At 62.0% G+C, this 17733-nt stretch carries 14 protein-coding genes; 9 read left to right on the top strand and 5 right to left on the bottom strand.

Annotated elements, in window-relative coordinates; all coding sequences use genetic code 11:
- Window positions 1-7: 7 nt before the first annotated feature.
- The 4 genes from gltX to BBJ66_RS26750 form a co-directional block, all read right to left on the bottom strand.
- Window positions 8-1462 (bottom strand): glutamate--tRNA ligase, encoded by a 1455-nt coding sequence (gene gltX / locus BBJ66_RS26765; RefSeq protein ID WP_049734788.1) that lies wholly within the window; start codon window positions 1460-1462, stop codon window positions 8-10.
- 246 nt (window positions 1463-1708) lie between these two features.
- Window positions 1709-2458, bottom strand: a complete 750-nt coding sequence (locus BBJ66_RS26760) for a TerC family protein (RefSeq protein WP_049734787.1) — start codon at window positions 2456-2458, stop codon at window positions 1709-1711.
- Between the two features lie 106 nt (window positions 2459-2564).
- Window positions 2565-3404, bottom strand: coding sequence for an AraC family transcriptional regulator (locus BBJ66_RS26755; RefSeq protein ID WP_049734786.1), 840 nt, complete (start codon window positions 3402-3404; stop codon window positions 2565-2567).
- Window positions 3405-3509: 105 nt separating this feature from the next.
- Window positions 3510-4190: a TetR/AcrR family transcriptional regulator gene (locus BBJ66_RS26750; protein WP_071091108.1), complete on the bottom strand. Its 681-nt coding sequence runs from the start codon at window positions 4188-4190 to the stop codon at window positions 3510-3512.
- A gap of 151 nt (window positions 4191-4341) precedes the next feature.
- Between BBJ66_RS26750 and BBJ66_RS26745 the strand changes: the two genes are divergently transcribed.
- The 5 genes from BBJ66_RS26745 to xylA all read left to right on the top strand — a co-directional run bounded on the left by BBJ66_RS26745 (window position 4342) and on the right by xylA (window position 11391).
- Complete coding sequence (locus BBJ66_RS26745; RefSeq protein WP_049734784.1) at window positions 4342-5562, top strand: HlyD family secretion protein; 1221 nt, start codon at window positions 4342-4344, stop codon at window positions 5560-5562.
- 27 nt (window positions 5563-5589) lie between these two features.
- Window positions 5590-7188, top strand: a complete 1599-nt coding sequence (locus BBJ66_RS26740) for a DHA2 family efflux MFS transporter permease subunit (RefSeq protein WP_071091105.1) — start codon at window positions 5590-5592, stop codon at window positions 7186-7188.
- A gap of 205 nt (window positions 7189-7393) precedes the next feature.
- The gene (locus tag BBJ66_RS26735; protein WP_071091102.1) at window positions 7394-8416 is read left to right on the top strand and encodes a LacI family DNA-binding transcriptional regulator; all 1023 of its coding nucleotides are present in this window, start codon (window positions 7394-7396) and stop codon (window positions 8414-8416) included.
- 19 nt (window positions 8417-8435) lie between these two features.
- Window positions 8436-9890, top strand: a complete 1455-nt coding sequence (gene xylB, locus BBJ66_RS26730) for a xylulokinase (RefSeq protein ID WP_071091099.1) — start codon at window positions 8436-8438, stop codon at window positions 9888-9890.
- Between the two features lie 190 nt (window positions 9891-10080).
- Window positions 10081-11391: a xylose isomerase gene (gene xylA, locus BBJ66_RS26725; protein WP_071091096.1), complete on the top strand. Its 1311-nt coding sequence runs from the start codon at window positions 10081-10083 to the stop codon at window positions 11389-11391.
- Between the two features lie 84 nt (window positions 11392-11475).
- Here xylA and BBJ66_RS26720 read toward each other — a convergent pair whose 3' ends face one another.
- Window positions 11476-12507, bottom strand: a complete 1032-nt coding sequence (locus BBJ66_RS26720; RefSeq protein WP_071091094.1) for a LacI family DNA-binding transcriptional regulator — start codon at window positions 12505-12507, stop codon at window positions 11476-11478.
- 273 nt (window positions 12508-12780) lie between these two features.
- On the opposite strand from BBJ66_RS26720, the gene BBJ66_RS26715 reads away from it, so the two are divergent.
- The 4 genes from BBJ66_RS26715 to BBJ66_RS26700 all read left to right on the top strand — a co-directional run bounded on the left by BBJ66_RS26715 (window position 12781) and on the right by BBJ66_RS26700 (window position 17708).
- Window positions 12781-14307: a sugar ABC transporter ATP-binding protein gene (locus BBJ66_RS26715; RefSeq protein WP_071091090.1), complete on the top strand. Its 1527-nt coding sequence runs from the start codon at window positions 12781-12783 to the stop codon at window positions 14305-14307.
- A gap of 58 nt (window positions 14308-14365) precedes the next feature.
- Window positions 14366-15370 carry an ABC transporter permease gene (locus BBJ66_RS26710; protein WP_071091249.1) on the top strand — a complete coding sequence of 335 codons (1005 nt, stop codon included), beginning with the start codon at window positions 14366-14368 and terminating at the stop codon, window positions 15368-15370.
- A gap of 86 nt (window positions 15371-15456) precedes the next feature.
- Entirely contained in the window at window positions 15457-16404 is a 948-nt protein-coding gene (locus BBJ66_RS26705; protein ID WP_071091087.1) for a substrate-binding domain-containing protein, read from the top strand.
- A 248-nt stretch (window positions 16405-16652) separates the two neighbouring features.
- Window positions 16653-17708, top strand: coding sequence for a sugar phosphate isomerase/epimerase family protein (locus BBJ66_RS26700; protein ID WP_071091084.1), 1056 nt, complete (start codon window positions 16653-16655; stop codon window positions 17706-17708).
- The last annotated feature ends 25 nt before the right edge of the window (window positions 17709-17733 follow it).

Genomic DNA, 17733 nt, shown 5'->3' with positions numbered 1-17733 from the left:
ACTGTTCTTACTTCGAGCCGACGAGGGCGGCGACGGCTTGGGCTGCGAGCTTCAGGCGCTGGCGCACGACGGAGCGGCCGAGGATCGCCATGGAATCGAAGAGCGGCAGCGAACGCGACGAGCCTGATACGGCGACGAAGAGCGGCGAGACCACGACCTTCAGCTTCTTGCCCATGCGGTCGGCGATCGCGCGCAGCTCCGCCTCGATCGTCTCGACATTCCATTCCAGGATCTTTTCCAGATCCGGCTGCACCGTGTTGAGGATCTCGAGGATCTCCTCCGGCGGCGACTTGATCTTGGCGAAGTCGGAAGGCTGCAGGCCGAGATCGGACTTCAGCAGGAAGCCGGCGAGATCGGGCAGTTCGCCGAGCTTTGAAATGCGCGTCTGCGACAGGCGCAGACCGGCCTTCAGGCGGTCGTTTTCCATGGCCCAGCTCAGCACCCGCGCCTGGAACTCCTCTTCCGACAGTTTCTCGCGGATCCAGCGGCCGTTCAGCCAGTCGAGCTTCTGGATATCGAAGATCGCGCCGGCCTTGGAGAGGTTCTCGGGGTCGAACTTCTCGGAGAGCGCGTCGATATCGAGCAGCTCTTCACCCTCGGCGATCTGGATGAAGAACAGGCCGAGGAAGTTCATCAGCGCTTCCGGGATATAGCCGAGCGCGGAATAATAGGAGATCGAGGTCGGGTTCTTGCGCTTCGACAGCTTCGACTTATCGGCATTGCGCATCAGCGACAGATGCATGAAGACCGGCTGGTCCCAGCCGAAATAGCGATAGAGCAGGATGTGCTTCGGCACCGAAGCCAGCCATTCCTCGCCGCGCGCCACATGGGTGATCTTCATCAGATGGTCGTCGATGACGTTGGCCATGTGATAGGTCGGCATGCCGTCGGCCTTGATCAGCACCTGCATGTCGACGGAATCCCAGGGGATGGAGACGTCGCCGTAGACGCCGTCGGTGAAGTCGCAGGAGCCCTCAGCCGGGATCTTCATGCGGATGACGGTCGTCTCGCCGGCTGCCATACGCGAGGTTACTTCCTCGGCCGTCAGGCTGAGGCAGAGGCCGTCATATTTCGGCGGCTTGCCGGCGGCGCGCTGCGCCTCGCGCATCTGTTCGAGGCGCGCGGGCGTGCAGAAACAGCGGAAGGCATGGCCCTTGTCCAGCAACTCCTCAGCGTAAGGCTGGTACATCGGCTTGCGGTCGGACTGGCGATAGGGGCCGTAAGGACCGCCGATATCGGGGCCTTCCTTCCATTCCAGCCCGCACCATTTCAGGGCGTCCAACACCTTGGTCTCGAATTCCGGGGTCGAGCGCGTCGCGTCGGTATCCTCGATGCGCAGGATGAACTCGCCGCCGTGCTTCTTGGCGAAAAGGTAGTTGAAGAGAGCGATGTAAGCGGTGCCGACATGCGGCTCGCCGGTCGGCGAGGGAGCGATGCGGACGCGGACGCCGGAAGTTGTCATTGGTATGGCCCGTCAATGAACGCCGGACGGCTTTCCAGGGAAAGCGACGTTCGGCCGGAGGATGCAGATATCTTCATCGGCAAACCGGCCGAAAAAGGGCATGCGCCCGCACTATCCGCCGATCGTCCGTTCGGCTGGCCTTAGGCCATATTCAACCGGGCGCGTCAAGAAAAACCACGTCTGCAAAGGCCCGAGGGCGGTGAGCGGGACGGCGCGCCGGTTGCGACGCGCTGTCCCGCTTCAGTCTCAGTGGGCGCCGTCGCGTTTCCGGTTGCGGGCGTTGCGCGCGATCATGTTCAGCACTTCGACCGCTGCCGAGAAGGCCATGGCGGCGTAGATGTAGCCCTTCGGCACATGGAAGCCCATGCCTTCGGCGATCAGCGTCGTGCCGATCATCAGCAGGAAGGCGAGCGCCAGCATGACGATCGTCGGGTTCTTCTCGATGAAGTTGGCAAGCGGGTTGGCGGCAACCAGCATGACGGTGACGGCGGCGATGACGGCAATCACCATGATCGGCAGATGCGGCGTCATGCCGACGGCGGTGATGATGCTGTCGACCGAGAAGACGAGGTCGAGCAGCAGGATCTGGCCGATCGCCGATGCAAAACCCGTCGTGACGGATGTCGCGATGAAATCCTCCTGATGGTCTACAGGATCGACGGTGTGGTGAATTTCCTTGGTGGCTTTCCAGACGAGGAACAAGCCGCCGGCGATCAGGATCAGGTCCTTCCAGGAAAAGCCGTGGCCGAAGGCCTCAAACAGCGGCTCGGTCAACTGCACGATCCAGGCGACGGTGCCGAGAAGAGCCAGGCGCATGACCAGCGCCAGACCGATACCGATCTTGCGGGCCTTCTCCCGGTGCTCGGGCGGCAATTTGTTGGTGAGAATGGAAATGAAGATCAGGTTGTCGATCCCGAGAACGACTTCCATCACCACCAGCGTGATGAGCGCCACCCAGGCGGCCGGATCCTGAATGAGCGTCATGATTTCCTGCATCAGCGTATATCCCTCTTGCGTCACATGATTGGATGACGCGCGCAATGTAGTGTCGGCGGCCTGCCACGCAAGCGCCGCAAGGGGGTATACGAAATTGGTGTGACTTTTATTCCTTGATCGGCAACCAGATTTCGGTGACGCCCATGCCGGTATGGGGATCGAAGCGTTCGTCGTAACGCTCGAACATGTCGGGCAAGGCGCCGTGTTCCAGGCCGGAGGTCGGCCACCATGTGCCGAAAATCCGGTTCATGGTCACGGAAATGCCGGAGACATGGCCGCGATGGGTGAAGACGACGTAGCGCTGCCCTGGAAGCTTGAGCGTTGCAAAATCCGCCGGCAGATCACCGGCGTCGGAGATCTCGACCGCGGCCATATAGCGGAATTTCTCCGCTTCGCCGTCGATATGCGTGCAGATGCCGTAGGCGACGTTGCCTTTCTGGCCTGATATATGGCCGAAATGGGCATTGAACTTCTGCCAGAGAGAGGGAATGGCGGCATTGCCGCCATAGGGATAGATCTCCTGCAGGCCGGCTAAGAGCATCGGCGGCAGGGTTTCGAAGCGGGGCGGTTCGAGGTCGTTGAGGTGGGCGGGGTCCATTCTGATCGGCTCCAGCAAGGCAAGGTTACGGGCGTGCCCCTGTTTGCGCACAGCATCCGGCGTCATGCCGAACTGGTCGCGGAAGGCACGGGTGAAGGCTTCGTGTGAGCCGTAGCCCGCACAAAGCGCAACCTCGAGAATGGTGGATGAACCGCCGACAAGCGCGGGCACGGCGCGGCTGAGGCGCCGCCCTCTGATATAGCCGCTGATCGAGTGGCCGGTGACCAGCCCGAAGACGCGCGACAGATGGTAGCGCGACAATCCGGCTGCTTCCGATATCTCTTCCAGCGACAGATCGCTTTCGAAATGGCTCTCTATGAACCATATCGCCCGTGCGATGGCGCTCATTCCTACTCCCCTGGTTGCGGCTTCTTCCTTAGAAAAAAGTCGGCAGCCGGGTTTGATCGTTGTTGCGGAGTTTCGGCCGAAGGGAAGCGACCGTCAAGGATGCAGTCAGCCGGCGCCGTGCCGGCGCGCGCCGTAGGCGGCCATGAAGACGTGGATCGCGCCGCGGATGACGCGGTCGATTTCCTCGCGGGACGGGGGCTCTTCCATGCTTCCGAACAGGCGGAGCTTGAAGAAGCTGCCGCTGGCGAGATCGAGGAACTGGCCGGCGGCCAGATCGATGTCGTCGATCTTGAGCGTACCTTCGGCGACGTGCCGTTCGAGGAAGTCGCGCATGATGGTGCGCAGGTTTACCGGGCCCTTGAAGAAGCGTTGACAGAGCACCGGCATGCGGTCGCGCACGCCGAGAACGGTGCGCATCGCATTGATGACCTTTTCGTCGGTCATGTGGGTGACGAAGCTTATCCCGAATTCGTACAGGCCGGCTTCAGGATCGTCATGTTCGGCTAGGGCGGTGCGCACGGCGGCCACGAAGGCGGCGCGCTCGTCCTCGATCATCGCCGAAAACAATTCTTCCTTATTGGTGAAATAGACGTAGAGCGTGCCCTTGGAAACGCCGGCCTCGCGCGTCACGTCGTTCATACTGGCGGCGTCGAAGCCCAACTTCATGAAGACGCGCTTGGCGCCGGCGAGAATCTGCTGGCGCTTGGCCGGATCTTCGCCCGCGGCAAATCGGCCTCCTCCGACGGGGGGACTGAAGACGGCGGCGTGGTCGGGTTTCAGCGTCATGTCTCTTTAACCGTGTTCACGGTTTCGTATTTTCTTTAAAGAAATCGAACCGATTGGTTCTATACATCTTGATATGACGGTAAAACAGGTTTAAGTCAACTGAACCGAACCGTTCAGTTCGATTATTTACTCCAAGATCGGTAAAGTGGTCATGTCGAGCAACCAGAAAAGCAACGTCGCGCGGATCGTCAGCGAAAATGCCGGAGCCGAAGAGGTAAAGGCCGAAGTCGCAAGCGTTGCCGAGGCGCCGACGGCGGAAGCCCGCGAGAAGCCGTCTGCGCCTGCGCAGTCAGCGCCGGCTTCAGCTCCGGTCGCTGCACCTGCAGCTCCGAAGAAGCGCCGCAGCCCGGTGCTGCCGATCGTCGTGCTCGCCATTCTCGCGGGCGGCGGCTGGTATGGTTACGAATGGTGGACGAACGGCCGCTTCATGGTGTCGACCGACGACGCCTATATCGAGGGCGATATCGCAACGATTTCGCCGAAGGTCACGGGCTACGTCGCTAGGGTGAATGTGGTCGCCAACCAGGAAATCAAAGCCGGCGACGTGCTCGCCACGCTTGATAACGGCGACTATCAGAACGCCCTCGATCAGGCGCAGGCCCAGATCGCCACCGAACTGCTTTCGCTGCAGCGCATCGACGCGCAGATCGAAGGCGCCGATGCCAGCCTTGCGCAGGCGCAGGCGCAGAAGGTGGCACTCGAAGCGGCCGTTCGCGGTGCCGAGATTACCCAGAAGCGCCAGAGCGAGTTGCAGGCGAAGTCGGTCGGCACCGCCGCCGATCTCGACAATGCCAATATCGCGCTCGACCAGGCCAAGGCCAATCTTGCCGGCGGCGACGCCAACATCACCGCCGCGCAGGCCAACATCACCATTCTCCAGGCCCAGCGCAAGGAGGCCGAAGGCTCGGTCCGGTCGCTGGAAATCTCGCGCGACAAGGCGGCGCGCGACCTGTCCTTCACCGTGCTCAAGGCGCCTTATGACGGCATCGTCGGCAATCGCTCGGTCCAGGAGGGCGATCTCGTTTCGCCCGGCCAGCGGCTGATGGCGCTCGTTCCGGTGCATGAGCTCTATATCGACGCCAACTTCAAGGAAACGCAGATCCAGCATCTGGTTCCCGGCTCGAAGGTCAACGTCCATGTCGACGCCTATAGCGACCATCCTGTCGTCGGCACCGTCGAATCGATCTCGCCGGCATCCGGCTCGGTCTTCTCGCTGCTGCCGCCGGAAAATGCCACGGGCAACTTCACCAAGGTGATCCAGCGCGTGCCGGTGCGCATCGCGCTGCCGCAGGACGCGCTCGACAGCGGGCGCCTGCGGGCGGGCCTCAGCGTCGTCGTCGACGTCGATACCCGGACGGCGCCGAGCAAGTAAGCCTTTAGACAAGACCGAGGTTCTCCGATGGCCGGAAGCGCGACAGCAACAGCGGGGACGATTCCGGCAGCGCCCGCCCACGCCGACGAGCGCATGGATCCGAGGAAGCTCATCGCCTTCTTTGCGATGGTGCTCGGCATGTTCATGTCGATCCTCGACATCCAGATCGTCTCGGCCTCGCTTGCCGAAATCCAGGCCGGCCTTTCGGCGGGCAGCGACGAAGTCGGCTGGGTGCAGACGGCCTATCTGATCGCCGAAGTGATCATGATCCCGCTTTCGGGCACGTTGGCGCGCATCATCTCGACGCGGTATCTCTTCGCGATCTCGGCGGCCGGTTTCACCATGGCGAGTGCGCTTGCCGCCACGGCGACGAATATCGACCAGATGATCGTCTACCGCGCCATTCAGGGTTTTATCGGCGGCGGCATGATCCCGTCGGTGTTCGCGGCCGCCTTCACCATCTTCCCGGCGTCGAAGCGCAGCATCGTTTCGCCGATCATCGGCCTGATCGCGACGCTGGCGCCGACCATCGGTCCGACCGTCGGCGGCTATCTCAGCCACGCCTTCTCCTGGCACTGGCTGTTCCTCGTCAATATCGTTCCCGGCATCGTCGTTACGATCGTCACCTGGAACTTCATCGATTTCGACAAGCCGGAACTGTCGCTCTTCAAGAAGTTCGACTGGTGGGGACTGATTTCGATGGGCATCTTCCTCGGCACGATGGAATATGTGCTCGAAGAGGGCAATTCGAACGACTGGTTCAACGACAGTTCCATCGCCATTGCCGCCGTCGCCTCCTGCGTTGGAGCAATCGTCTTCTTCTATCGCGCCTTCACGGTGGAGTTCCCCGTCGTCGATCTCAAGGCCTTTGCGAACCGGAATTTCTCCTTCGGCTCGATCTTCTCCTTTGTCATGGGCATCGGCCTCTACGGCCTCACCTACATCTACCCCGTCTATCTCGGCCGCATCCGCGGCTATGATTCGCTGATGATCGGCGAGACGATGTTCGTCTCCGGGCTTGCGATGTTCTTCACCGCGCCGATCGCCGGCAAGCTGTCGACCAAGATGGACCTGCGCCTGATGATGGTGATCGGTTTCGCCAGCTTCGCCGCCGGCACATACATCATGATCCACCTGACGGCGGATTGGGATTTCTACGAGCTCTTCATTCCGCAGATCCTGCGCGGTTTCGGGCTGATGATGTGCATGGTGCCGATCAACAATATCGCGCTCGGCACGATGCCGCCCTCGCGCATCCGCGGCGCGTCCGGCCTGTTCAACCTGACCAGAAACCTCGGCGGCGCCGTCGGCCTCGCCGTCATCAACACCGTGCTCACCAACCGCCAGGACGTGCATTACGAGCGGCTGCGGGAGAATATGGACTGGGGCAATCCGGCGGCGATCGATCAGATGAACAACATGGCCGCCAATTTCAACACATACGGCATGGATGGCGCCTCGGTCGCGATCAAGCAGATGGTCGGCCTTGCCACCAAGCAGGCGGTGATCCTCTCCTTCAGCGATATCTTCCTGATCCTGACCGCGCTTTTCGTTGCGATGATCTTCGGTGTCGCCATGATCAAGAAACCCGCGCCGCAAGGCGGGGGAGGCGGTGGCGGCCACTGACCTCCGGCCTGCCGCCCCTTGAAAAGGCCCTCTCCGGAGGGCCTTTTTGCTTGCCGCTTTCCGGCCGTTATGTCATCAGCATCTAATCCTCTGTGGGACGGTCCGAAGCGGACCGGTGTCAGAAAAACAGTGCGCCAATCGGCCCGTTCGATTTTTTGATTTACGTACATCAAATTTGGCGCTAATGGTCTCGTCAGGAGGAATGATGAGGCCAACAGTTCACGATATCGCCGCCGCTGCCGGGGTCAGTCTTGCGACTGTCGACCGGGTTCTCAACCAGCGCCCAGGCGTACGTCATGTCACGCGGGCGAAGGTCGAGACCGCAATCCGCGAGCTCGGTTATATCAGAGATGTGGCCGCCGCCAATCTTGCCAAGGGACGCACCTATCCGCTGGTTTTCATCCTGCCGGCCAGCGACAATTCCTTCATGCATGGGCTGAATGCCGAGATCCGGCAGGCGGTCCTGCGCTCGCCGGCCGAGCGCACCGATATCCGCATTATCGAGGTGCCGGCCTTCGATCCGGCCGCCCTCGTCGCCGTGCTCGAGGGGCTTTCCCGGGAAAGACCTTGCGGCATTGCGATGGTGGCGACTGATGCGCCTGAAGTGCGCGCCATCGTCGACAAGCTGGTGCGCGAGCGCTTTCCCATCGTCACCCTGGTTTCCGATCTCACCGGGTCGCTGCGTCATCATTATGCCGGTGTCGACAATATCGCGGCCGGCCGCACGGCGGCGCGTCTGCTCGGCCGCTTTCTCGGGCCGCGAAAGGGTGAGATCGCCGTGCTCGCCGGCTCCATGCTGGTGCGTGACCATCGCGAGCGGCTGGAAGGCTTTGCCTCCGTCATGGCCGCGGAATTTCCCGATCTTGCCGTCCTGCCGGTTCTCGAAGGCCGCGACGATCCCGAAGTCGCCCATAGGCTCGTTGCCGATGCGCTCGGGAATGCCGGCATCGTCGGCGTCTACAGCCTCGGCGCCGGCAATCGCGGCCTCATCCGGGCACTGAAGGAGAAGGCCGTCGACCGGACATTGACCGTGATTGCCCACGAACTGACCGCCTACACCCGCGCGGCGCTCATCGACAACACGATCGATGCGATTCTCAATCAGGACGCTGGCCATGAGGTGCGCAGCGCCATCCGGATATTGAAAGCCAAGGCGGACGGGCTTGCCGTCATCGACGCGCAGGAGCGCATCCGCCTCGACATATTTGTGAAAGACAATCTGCCGTAACGGCAAAGGAGAAGACCCCATGTATCTCGGTCTCGATCTCGGAACCTCCGGTGTCAAGGCGATGCTGATCGACGGCGATCAGAAGATCGTTGGCTCGGCTAATGGTTCGCTCGACGTCTCGCGTCCGCATTCCGGCTGGTCGGAGCAGGAGCCGTCCCACTGGGTACGTGCCACCGAAGAGGCCGTCGCCGGACTGAAGGCGAAACACCCGAAGGAGCTTGCCGCGGTCAAGGGCATCGGCCTTTCCGGCCAGATGCATGGCGCGACGCTCATCGATGCCGCCGACAAGGTGCTGCGCCCCTGCATCCTCTGGAACGACACGCGCAGCCATGTCGAGGCTGCGGCCCTCGATGCGGATCCGCGCTTTCGCGCGCTCACCGGCAATATCGTCTTCCCCGGCTTTACGGCGCCGAAGCTCGCTTGGGTCGAGAAGCATGAGCCCGACATTTTCTCCAGGATCGCCAAGGTGCTCCTGCCGAAGGACTATCTGCGTCTTTGGCTGACCGGCGATTATATTTCCGAAATGTCGGATTCGGCCGGCACCTCCTGGCTCGACACCGGCAAACGCGCCTGGTCGGCCGATCTGCTCGCCGCCACCCATCTTTCCAAGGAGCAGATGCCGGCGCTTGTCGAAGGCACCGAGCAGGCCGGTACGCTGCGGCCCGAACTGGCGGCGCAATGGGGCATATCAGGTGATGTCGTCGTTGCGGGCGGCGCCGGCGACAATGCCGCATCGGCCTGCGGCATGGGGACCGTCAGCGATGGCGCCGCCTTCGTCTCGCTCGGCACGTCGGGCGTGCTTTTTGCCGCCAACGGCTCCTATCTGCCGAAGCCGGAAAGCGCTGTGCATGCTTTCTGCCACGCACTGCCGAACACCTGGCACCAGATGGGCGTCATCCTGTCGGCCACCGATGCGCTCAACTGGCATTCCGGGGTCACCGGCAAATCGGCCGCCGATCTCACCGGTGAGCTCGGCGAGACGTTGAAGGCGCCGACCGGCGTCACCTTCCTGCCTTATCTGTCCGGCGAGCGCACGCCGCACAATGATGCCGTCATTCGCGGCGCTTTCATCGGCCTCGAACATGAAAGCAGCCGTGTCGTTCTCACCCAGGCGGTGCTCGAAGGTGTCGCCTTCGCCATCCGCGACAATCTCGAAGCGCTGCGCTCGGCCGGCACCGGCATCTCCCGCGTCACCGCGATCGGCGGCGGCTCGCGCTCGCATTACTGGCTGGCATCGATCGCGACGGCGCTCGGCGTTCCGGTCGACCTGCCGGCCGACGGCGATTTCGGCGCGGCCTTCGGCGCCGCCCGCCTCGGCCTGATCGCCGCCACGGGGGCCGATCCGATCGCCGTCTGCACGCCGCCGGTCACCTCAGGCACGATCGAGCCGGTGTCGGCGCTGAGCGGCGCTTACGAGGATGCCTACAGGCGCTACCGCGCACTCTATCCGGCGATCAAGTCGCTGGCGCATTGAAAGTTTCAGCCAGCGGCCCCCTCATCCGACCCTTCGGGCCACCTTCTCCCCGAGGGGAGAAGGGAAAAGAGGCGCCGCGGCGAACCTCTTCTCCCCCTCGGGGAGAAGGTGCCGGCAGGCGGATGAGGGGCCTCTGGCGTAGACCATCAATTCAGAACTTCGAAAAGACACGAACCCAAGGAGACCCAAGATGAGCACCGGATTTTTCGGCGATATCCAGAAAATTAAATATGAAGGCCCCGACAGCACCAATCCGCTGGCCTTCCGTTACTACCAGCCTGATGAAATCGTCATGGGCAAGCGTATGGAAGACCATCTGCGCTTTGCGGTGGCCTATTGGCACACCTTCACCTGGCCGGGCGGCGATCCCTTCGGCGGCCAGACCTTCCTGCGCCCCTGGTTCGAAGACACGATGAAGGCCGCCAAGCTCAAGGCCGACGTCGCCTTCGAATTCTTCTCGCTGCTCGGCGCGCCCTATTACTGCTTCCACGACGCCGACGTGCGTCCCGAAGGCAAAAACTTCGCCGAGAACACCAAAAACCTCAATGAGATCGTCGACTATTTCGCCGAGAAGCAGGCCGCAACCGGCACCAAGCTGCTCTGGGGTACGGCCAACCTCTTCTCCAACCGCCGCTATATGTCGGGTGCTGCGACCAACCCCGATCCTGATGTCTTCGCTTTCGCCGCCGCGACGGTAAAGACCTGCATCGACGCGACGCAGAAGCTCGGCGGCGAGAACTATGTGCTCTGGGGCGGCCGCGAAGGCTACGAAACGCTGCTCAACACCGATCTCAAGCGTGAGCTCGACCAGCTCGGCCGCTTCCTCAACCTCGTCGTCGAATACAAGCATAAGATCGGCTACAAGGGCACGATCCTGATCGAGCCGAAGCCGCAGGAGCCGACCAAGCACCAGTATGATTATGACGTCGCAACCGTCTACGGTTTCCTCAAGAAGCACGGACTTGAAAACGAGGTGAAGCTCAATATCGAGCAGGGCCACGCGATCCTTGCCGGTCACTCCTTCGAGCATGAGCTGGCGCTTGCCAATGCGCTTGGCATCTTCGGCTCGATCGACATGAACCGCAACGACTACCAGTCCGGCTGGGATACCGACCAGTTCCCCAACAACGTTCCCGAAATGGCGCTCGCCTATTATCACGTTCTGGCAGGCGGCGGCTTCAAGACCGGCGGCACCAATTTCGACTCGAAGCTGCGCCGCCAGTCGCTCGATCCGGCGGATCTGCTGATCGGTCATATCGGCGGCATGGATTGCTGCGCCCGCGGCCTGAAGGCCGCTGCCAGGATGATCGAGGACAAGGCTCTGTCGCAGCCGCTCGCCGATCGTTATGCAGGCTGGGAATCCGCCGAGGCGCAGAAGCTGTTCCGCGGCGAATATTCGCTGGATGAGATCACCAGCTGGGTCGAGACCAAGGACGTCAACCCGCAGCCGAGATCCGGCAAGCAGGAACTGCTCGAAAACGTCGTCAACCGTTACGTCTGATCTGATCAAGTGCGCCGGCGGTCATCGGCCGCCGGCGTAAGCCTTTCCGGCCGGGGCGGGCGGAAGTCCTCAACCTCTATCGGCTCAACGCTTCAACCAGTTGCGCGACGGCGCGGAGACGGAGTTTCGAACGACGAGATCCGGCCTCAGCAGGATTTCCGTTTCGGTCGGCCGACCATCCGATAGGAGTTCCAGCAGCAGCGCCATCGCCTGTTTGCCGATCGCCGTTCGCGGCTGGCGGATCGTCGTCAGCGGCGGGGATATGAAGACGGCCTGCGGCACGTCGTCGAAACCCGTCACCGAAAAATCCCTTGGAATGTCATAACCTCGCGCGCCGAGGCCGATCATGACGCCGATCGCCGTCTGATCGTTGACGCACATGAAGGCTGTGGGAAGCGTGTCGCGCATGAAAAGCTGTTCGACCGCATGCCGGCCGCTTTCGATCGTGCCGTCGCCTTCGAGCACGATCCTCATGTCGGGCGGGACGCCAGCGGCATCGAGACCGGCATCGTAACCCATGCGGCGTCTGGAATAGGCAAGCCGGGTGCGCGAATCGCCGATGAAGGCGATCTTGCGATGGCCTTCGGCCAGCAGCAGATCCACTGCCTTCCGGGCGCCCTCGGTATCGTCGACGCCGACATAGGGAATGCCGCCATTGAAGACGGGCTCGAAGACGCCGACACTCGGCGGCAGCCGCGCCGTCATCGTCTGGTGCCCGAAGGGTAGAATGCCGGTGAACAGGATCAGCCCGGCAGCCTGGTTGGAATTCAGGAATTTCAAATATTCGAGCCCGCGCTGGGCGTCGTTCTGGGTATGGCCGATCAGGATGCCGTAGCCATGCGCGCGCGCCTCGTTTTCCAGCCCGACGAGAATGTTGGAGAAATTGGGGTCGCCGATGTCGGGCGCCACGACGAGGATCATATTGGAGCGGCCGAGCCTCAGGCTGCGGGCCATGGCATTGGTGGTGTAGCCGGTGACGGCGATTGCCTGGTTAACCTTGAGGCGGGTGGAGTTGGCGACCTTCTCCGGCATGTGGATCGCCCGGGACACCGTCGCGATGGAGACCTCGGCGATCCGGGCGACGTCTTCGATTGTTGCGGGCGTGGAATTCGACACTGAGCTCTGCCTTGGGCTGTCTTCGCCGCGACACTACACAGACTTGTTGACAGGTCAAAGGCAGGCTTCAACGGATCTGCGTAAATCCACCATGTAAACCTTTACATGCCTGATGTAAAGGTTTACATAAACTCCAAAGCGGACGGGGAGCCGCAGCGCACAGCACCCGAAAACAGCAAGCGGTTTTCAGAATGGGAATGTGCGCTAGTTCAAGGTGATGGAGCGGCTCCGGCAGGTTCTGCCGGATGCAAAGCGCTCTTGGGGGAGGGCATGATGACCGTGGAGATCGCCGACACCGCACCCGTGGTGCTGTCCGCCAGGCGTATATGCAAATCCTTCAGCGGCGTTCAGGTGCTTTTCAGCGTCAATTTCGATCTCCGCGCCGGCGAAATCCATGCGTTGATGGGTGAAAACGGCGCCGGCAAATCCACGCTCGTCAAGGTATTGTCCGGTTTCGAACAGCCGAGTTCCGGCGAGATCCTGCTTGACGGCAAGCCTGTCGTCCTGCCGCCCAATGGCGCTGCCGAGGCGCTCGGCATCGTCATCATTCACCAGGAATTCAATCTCGCCGAGCATCTGACCGTGACGGAGAGCCTCTTCCTCGGGCGCGAAGTCACCCGCTTCGGCGTGCTCGACCGCAAATATATGCGCTCGGAGACACGCAAGATTCTCGATGTGCTCGGTTCGCATGTCGATGAGAATGCGCTGATCAGCACGCTGTCCATCGCCGACAAGCAGATGGTCGAGATCGCCAAGGCAATCAGCCGCGATGCGCGGGTTGTCTTCATGGATGAGCCGACCGCCGTCTTGTCGCGGGAAGAGACCAATATGCTGTTCAGGCAGGTCCGCAAACTGCGCGATCAGGGCACCAGCTTCGTCTTCGTTTCGCATAAGCTCGACGAAGTGATGGAATTGACCGATCGCGTCACGGTGCTGCGCGACGGCCAATGGATCAAGACGTCGCCGACCTCCATTCTGGACGGAGAATCGATCGCGCAGCTGATGGTCGGCCGCGAACTTTCCAGTCTCTATCCGGCCAAGGTCGAGCCCGATGTCGACGAGGAGATCGTCTTGAGCGTCGCCTCGGTGTCGACGGGTTATGTCAGGGATGCCAGTTTCGAGGTGCGCAAGGGCGAGATCATCGGTTTTTCCGGCATGATCGGCTCCGGCCGCACCGAGCTGATGGAAGCGATCGCCGGGTTGCGGACCCGCCTCGAGGGTGAGGTGATCATCAAGGGCGAAACGGTTCCTTCCGGCGACGTGCACGCCGCCAATCGCTGCGGGCTGGCCTATATGACCAAGGACCGCAAGTCGAAGGGCCTGCTGCTGCGCTCGGGCATGGTCACCAATCTGACGCTGCAATCGCTCGGAAGGCATTCCCGCCGAGGTTATCTCAGCCCCGGCAGTGAAGCGGCCGCGATGGCAAAGGCGAAGCGCCGCTTCGACATCAGGGTTCGCGACGGCAATATCGTCGTCGGCCGGATGTCGGGCGGAAACCAGCAGAAGCTGCTGCTCGCCAAGGTGATGGAGACCGAGCCCGACATCATCATCATCGACGAGCCGACGCGCGGCATCGATGTCGGCACCAAGCAGCAGATCTATCATTTCATCTCGGCGCTCGCCCGGGACGGCCGCTCGATCATCATCGTCTCGTCGGAGATGCCTGAAGTCATCGGCCTCTGCACGCGGGTGGTGGTGATGCGCGAGGGGCATATCGTCGGCGTGCTCGAAGGGGATGAGATTTCCGAGCAGGAGATCATGCGTTACGCCGCCGGACTGAAGAAGAAGGCGGCGGCCTGAGGGCCGAAGCGGACAGACAAGATGCCTAAAAAGATGGGACGGGAGGTTGGTTTTGGAAATGAGTGTCAACGAGGAGACCAGGGAAATCCGGCGCCGATCCTGGCGGGATGTCGACCTGCGTGCGGTCGCGCCTTTCGTCGCCCTGGCGCTGCTTCTGATCGTCGGAGCCTTGGTCAATCCCAATTTCATCGGCATCACCAACCTTGCCAATGTCGCGACGCGCAGCGCCTTTATCGCCATCATCGCCGTCGGCGCGACCTTCGTGATCTCGGCCGGTGACCTCGACCTGTCGGTGGGCTCTATGGTGGCCTTCGTCGCCAGCCTGATGATCCTGCTGATGAATTCGGGCGCCATCGAAAACCCGGCGCTGATGCTGACGGTCGCTGTGGTTTTCACCATGGTTGCCGGCTCGCTTTGCGGCCTGGCGAATGGCCTGATCACCACGGTGGGCAAGATCGAGCCGTTCATCGCGACGCTCGGCACGATGGGCATCTATCGCGGCCTGACGACATGGCTGTCGCAGGGCGGCGCGATCACGCTGCGCTCCGCCGACATCCAGACGCTCTATCGTCCGGCTTATTTCGGCACGATCGCCGGCGTGCCGGTGCCGATCGTGGTGATCCTGGCGGTGACGGCGGTTGCGGCCTTCATCCTCTACCGCACCCGCTACGGGCGCCACGTCGTCGCAGTCGGGTCGAACAGCGATGTCGCCCGCTATTCGGGCATCGCGGTCAACCGTGTGCGGACGATCGCCTTCGTCATCCAGGGCCTGTGCGTCGCCATTGCCGTGCTGCTTTATGTTCCCCGTCTCGGCTCGACATCGGCGACGACGGGCATCCTGTGGGAGTTGCAGGCGATCACGGCGGTCGTCGTCGGCGGCACGGCGCTGAAAGGCGGCGCCGGCAGGGTCTGGGGCACGATCTGCGGCGCCTTCATTCTCGAACTCGTCGGCAACATCATGCTGCTTTCGAATTTCATCAGCGAGTATCTGATCGGCGCCATCCAGGGTGCGATCATCATCATCGCCATGTTCGTCCAGCGCTCGCTGGTGCGCAAATCATAAGGCAGACGGTTCTCGGATTGGCCGGGCTTCACAGGGCACCCGGCTCGGATTGGATAAGTCCCTGATATTTTTGGGAGGAAATAAGCATGCGCAAGCTCATGTTGGGTCTGGCCGTTGCGGGGGTGGCTTTTGCCGGCGCAGCCTACGCCCAGGACAAGAATTACACGATCGGCGTGTCCATTCCGGCCGCCGATCACGGCTGGACCTCTGGCGTCGTGTTCCATGCCGAGCGTATTGCCAAGAAGTTGATGGCCGAACATCCGGGCCTGAACGTCATCGTCAAGACCTCGCCGGATGCCGCCACGCAGGCAAACGCCGTGCAGGACCTCGATACGCAGGGCATCGATGCGCTCGTCATCCTGCCGTCGGATCCCGATCCGCTGGTCAACGCCATCAAGGAAGTCAAGGGCAAGGGCAAGTTCGTCGCGCTTGTCGACCGTGCACCGTCGAACAACGACAACTCCGTGCGCGACCTTTATGTTGCCGGCAACAATCCGGCGCTCGGCGAAGTCGCTGGCAAATATATTGCTGAAAAGACGCCTGACGCCGAAGTCGTCGTCATCCGCGGCCTGCCGATCCCGATCGACCAGCAGCGCCAGGACGGCTTCGACAAGGGTATCGCCGGCTCCAAGGTCAAGGTTCTCGACCGCCAGTACGGCAACTGGAACCGCGACGACGCCTTTAAGGTGATGCAGGACTATCTGACCAAGTATCCGAAGATCGACGTCGTCTGGTGCCAGGATGACGACATGGCCGTCGGTGTTCTGCAGGCGATCGAGCAGGCCAAGCGCACCGACATCCAGTATGTCATCGCCGGCGCCGGCTCCAAGGACATGGTCAAGAAGGTCATGGATGGCGACAAGCTGATCCCGGTCGACGTTCTCTATCCGCCGGCAATGGTCGGCACGGCGATGGAGCTGACGGCCGCAGCGCTCTACGATCAGGTTCCGGTCCACGGCAATTACATCCTCGACGCGACGCTCGTCACCAAGGACAATGCCAAGGACTTCTACTTCCCGGATTCGCCGTTCTGATCCACCGATTGCAGAGCGCGCCCATTCGAGAGGATGGGCGCGTTTTCATGTTTCCATTCGGCGCGCAGCCGAAAATGCTGCACGTACCTCTTGCCCGCCAAAGTCCGCCATGATTAGCTCGCAGCCATTCGCATCTGGCCTCGCGCCAAATCGGCAGATAAAGGGCGAGGAGGCGCCTTGCGCCCGCCAGATTGCGTGCTACAACATTTCAGAAACGTTTACGGTCGATATTCAGGGAGGAATCTGACATGAAGACGATCAAGGGCCCCGGCCTTTTCCTTGGCCAGTTCGCGGGCGATGCCGCGCCTTTCAATTCCTGGGACGCGATCACCAAATGGGCGGCCGATATCGGCTACAAGGGCGTCCAGGTGCCGACCTGGGCGAGCCAGCTGATAGATCTGAAGAAGGCCGCGACCTCCAAGGATTATTGCGACGAGTTCGCCGGCAAGGCCCGCGAAAACGGCATCGAGATCACGGAACTCTCCACCCATCTGCAGGGTCAGCTCGTCGCCGTTCACCCGGCCTATGACGAAGCCTTCGACGGGTTCGCAGCCCCCGAAGTGCGCGGCAATCCCAAGGCTCGTCAGGAATGGGCGGTCGAGCAGGTCAAGATGGCGCTGACGGCATCGAAGAACCTCGGGCTGAAGGCGCATGCGACCTTCTCCGGCGCGCTCGCCTGGCCCTTCATCTATCCCTGGCCGCAGCGCCCCGCCGGCCTGGTCGAAACAGCCTTCGACGAGCTTGCCCGCCGCTGGACGCCGATCCTCAACCATGCGGATGAGAACGGGATCGACGTCTGCTACGAGATCCACCCGGGTGAGGACCTGCATGACGGCATCACGTTCGAGATGTTCCTGGAGCGGGTGAAGAACCATCCGCGCGCCAACATGCTCTACGATCCCTCACACTATGTCCTGCAGTGCCTCGACTATCTCGACAATATCGACATCTACAAGGACCGCATCAAGATGTTCCACGTCAAGGATGCGGAGTTCAATCCGACCGGGCGCCAGGGCGTCTATGGCGGCTATCAGGGCTGGGTGGAACGGGCCGGCCGCTTCCGCTCGCTCGGCGACGGCCAGGTCGATTTCGGTGCGGTGTTCTCGAAGATGACGGCGAATAATTTCGACGGCTGGGCCGTGGTCGAATGGGAATGCGCGCTGAAGCATCCTGAGGACGGCGCCCGCGAAGGGGCCGAATTCGTCGCCGCCCATATCATCCGCGTCACTGAGAAAGCCTTCGACGATTTCGCCGGCAGCGGCACGGACCAGGCGGCGAACCGGCGGATGCTGGGGCTTTCCTAAACAGGGCATCTGGTGGGTGCCCCTC

The organism is Rhizobium sp. RSm-3 (assembly GCF_001854685.1).
Taxonomy (GTDB): Bacteria; Pseudomonadota; Alphaproteobacteria; order Rhizobiales; family Rhizobiaceae; genus Rhizobium; species Rhizobium ecuadorense.
Note: the sequence above shows the minus strand (reverse complement) of the source record. Positions and strands in the feature narration are given on the sequence as shown.

Coding starts and splice junctions, on each gene's coding strand:
- gltX (WP_049734788.1), bottom strand. CDS start 1,462: ATGACAACTTCCGGCGTCCGCGTCCGCATCGCTCCCTCGCCGACCGGC.
- BBJ66_RS26760 (WP_049734787.1), bottom strand. CDS start 2,458: ATGCAGGAAATCATGACGCTCATTCAGGATCCGGCCGCCTGGGTGGCG.
- BBJ66_RS26755 (WP_049734786.1), bottom strand. CDS start 3,404: ATGAGCGCCATCGCACGGGCGATATGGTTCATAGAGAGCCATTTCGAA.
- BBJ66_RS26750 (WP_071091108.1), bottom strand. CDS start 4,190: ATGACGCTGAAACCCGACCACGCCGCCGTCTTCAGTCCCCCCGTCGGA.
- BBJ66_RS26745 (WP_049734784.1), top strand. CDS start 4,342: ATGTCGAGCAACCAGAAAAGCAACGTCGCGCGGATCGTCAGCGAAAAT.
- BBJ66_RS26740 (WP_071091105.1), top strand. CDS start 5,590: ATGGCCGGAAGCGCGACAGCAACAGCGGGGACGATTCCGGCAGCGCCC.
- BBJ66_RS26735 (WP_071091102.1), top strand. CDS start 7,394: ATGAGGCCAACAGTTCACGATATCGCCGCCGCTGCCGGGGTCAGTCTT.
- xylB (WP_071091099.1), top strand. CDS start 8,436: ATGTATCTCGGTCTCGATCTCGGAACCTCCGGTGTCAAGGCGATGCTG.
- xylA (WP_071091096.1), top strand. CDS start 10,081: ATGAGCACCGGATTTTTCGGCGATATCCAGAAAATTAAATATGAAGGC.
- BBJ66_RS26715 (WP_071091090.1), top strand. CDS start 12,781: ATGACCGTGGAGATCGCCGACACCGCACCCGTGGTGCTGTCCGCCAGG.
- BBJ66_RS26710 (WP_071091249.1), top strand. CDS start 14,366: ATGAGTGTCAACGAGGAGACCAGGGAAATCCGGCGCCGATCCTGGCGG.
- BBJ66_RS26705 (WP_071091087.1), top strand. CDS start 15,457: ATGCGCAAGCTCATGTTGGGTCTGGCCGTTGCGGGGGTGGCTTTTGCC.
- BBJ66_RS26700 (WP_071091084.1), top strand. CDS start 16,653: ATGAAGACGATCAAGGGCCCCGGCCTTTTCCTTGGCCAGTTCGCGGGC.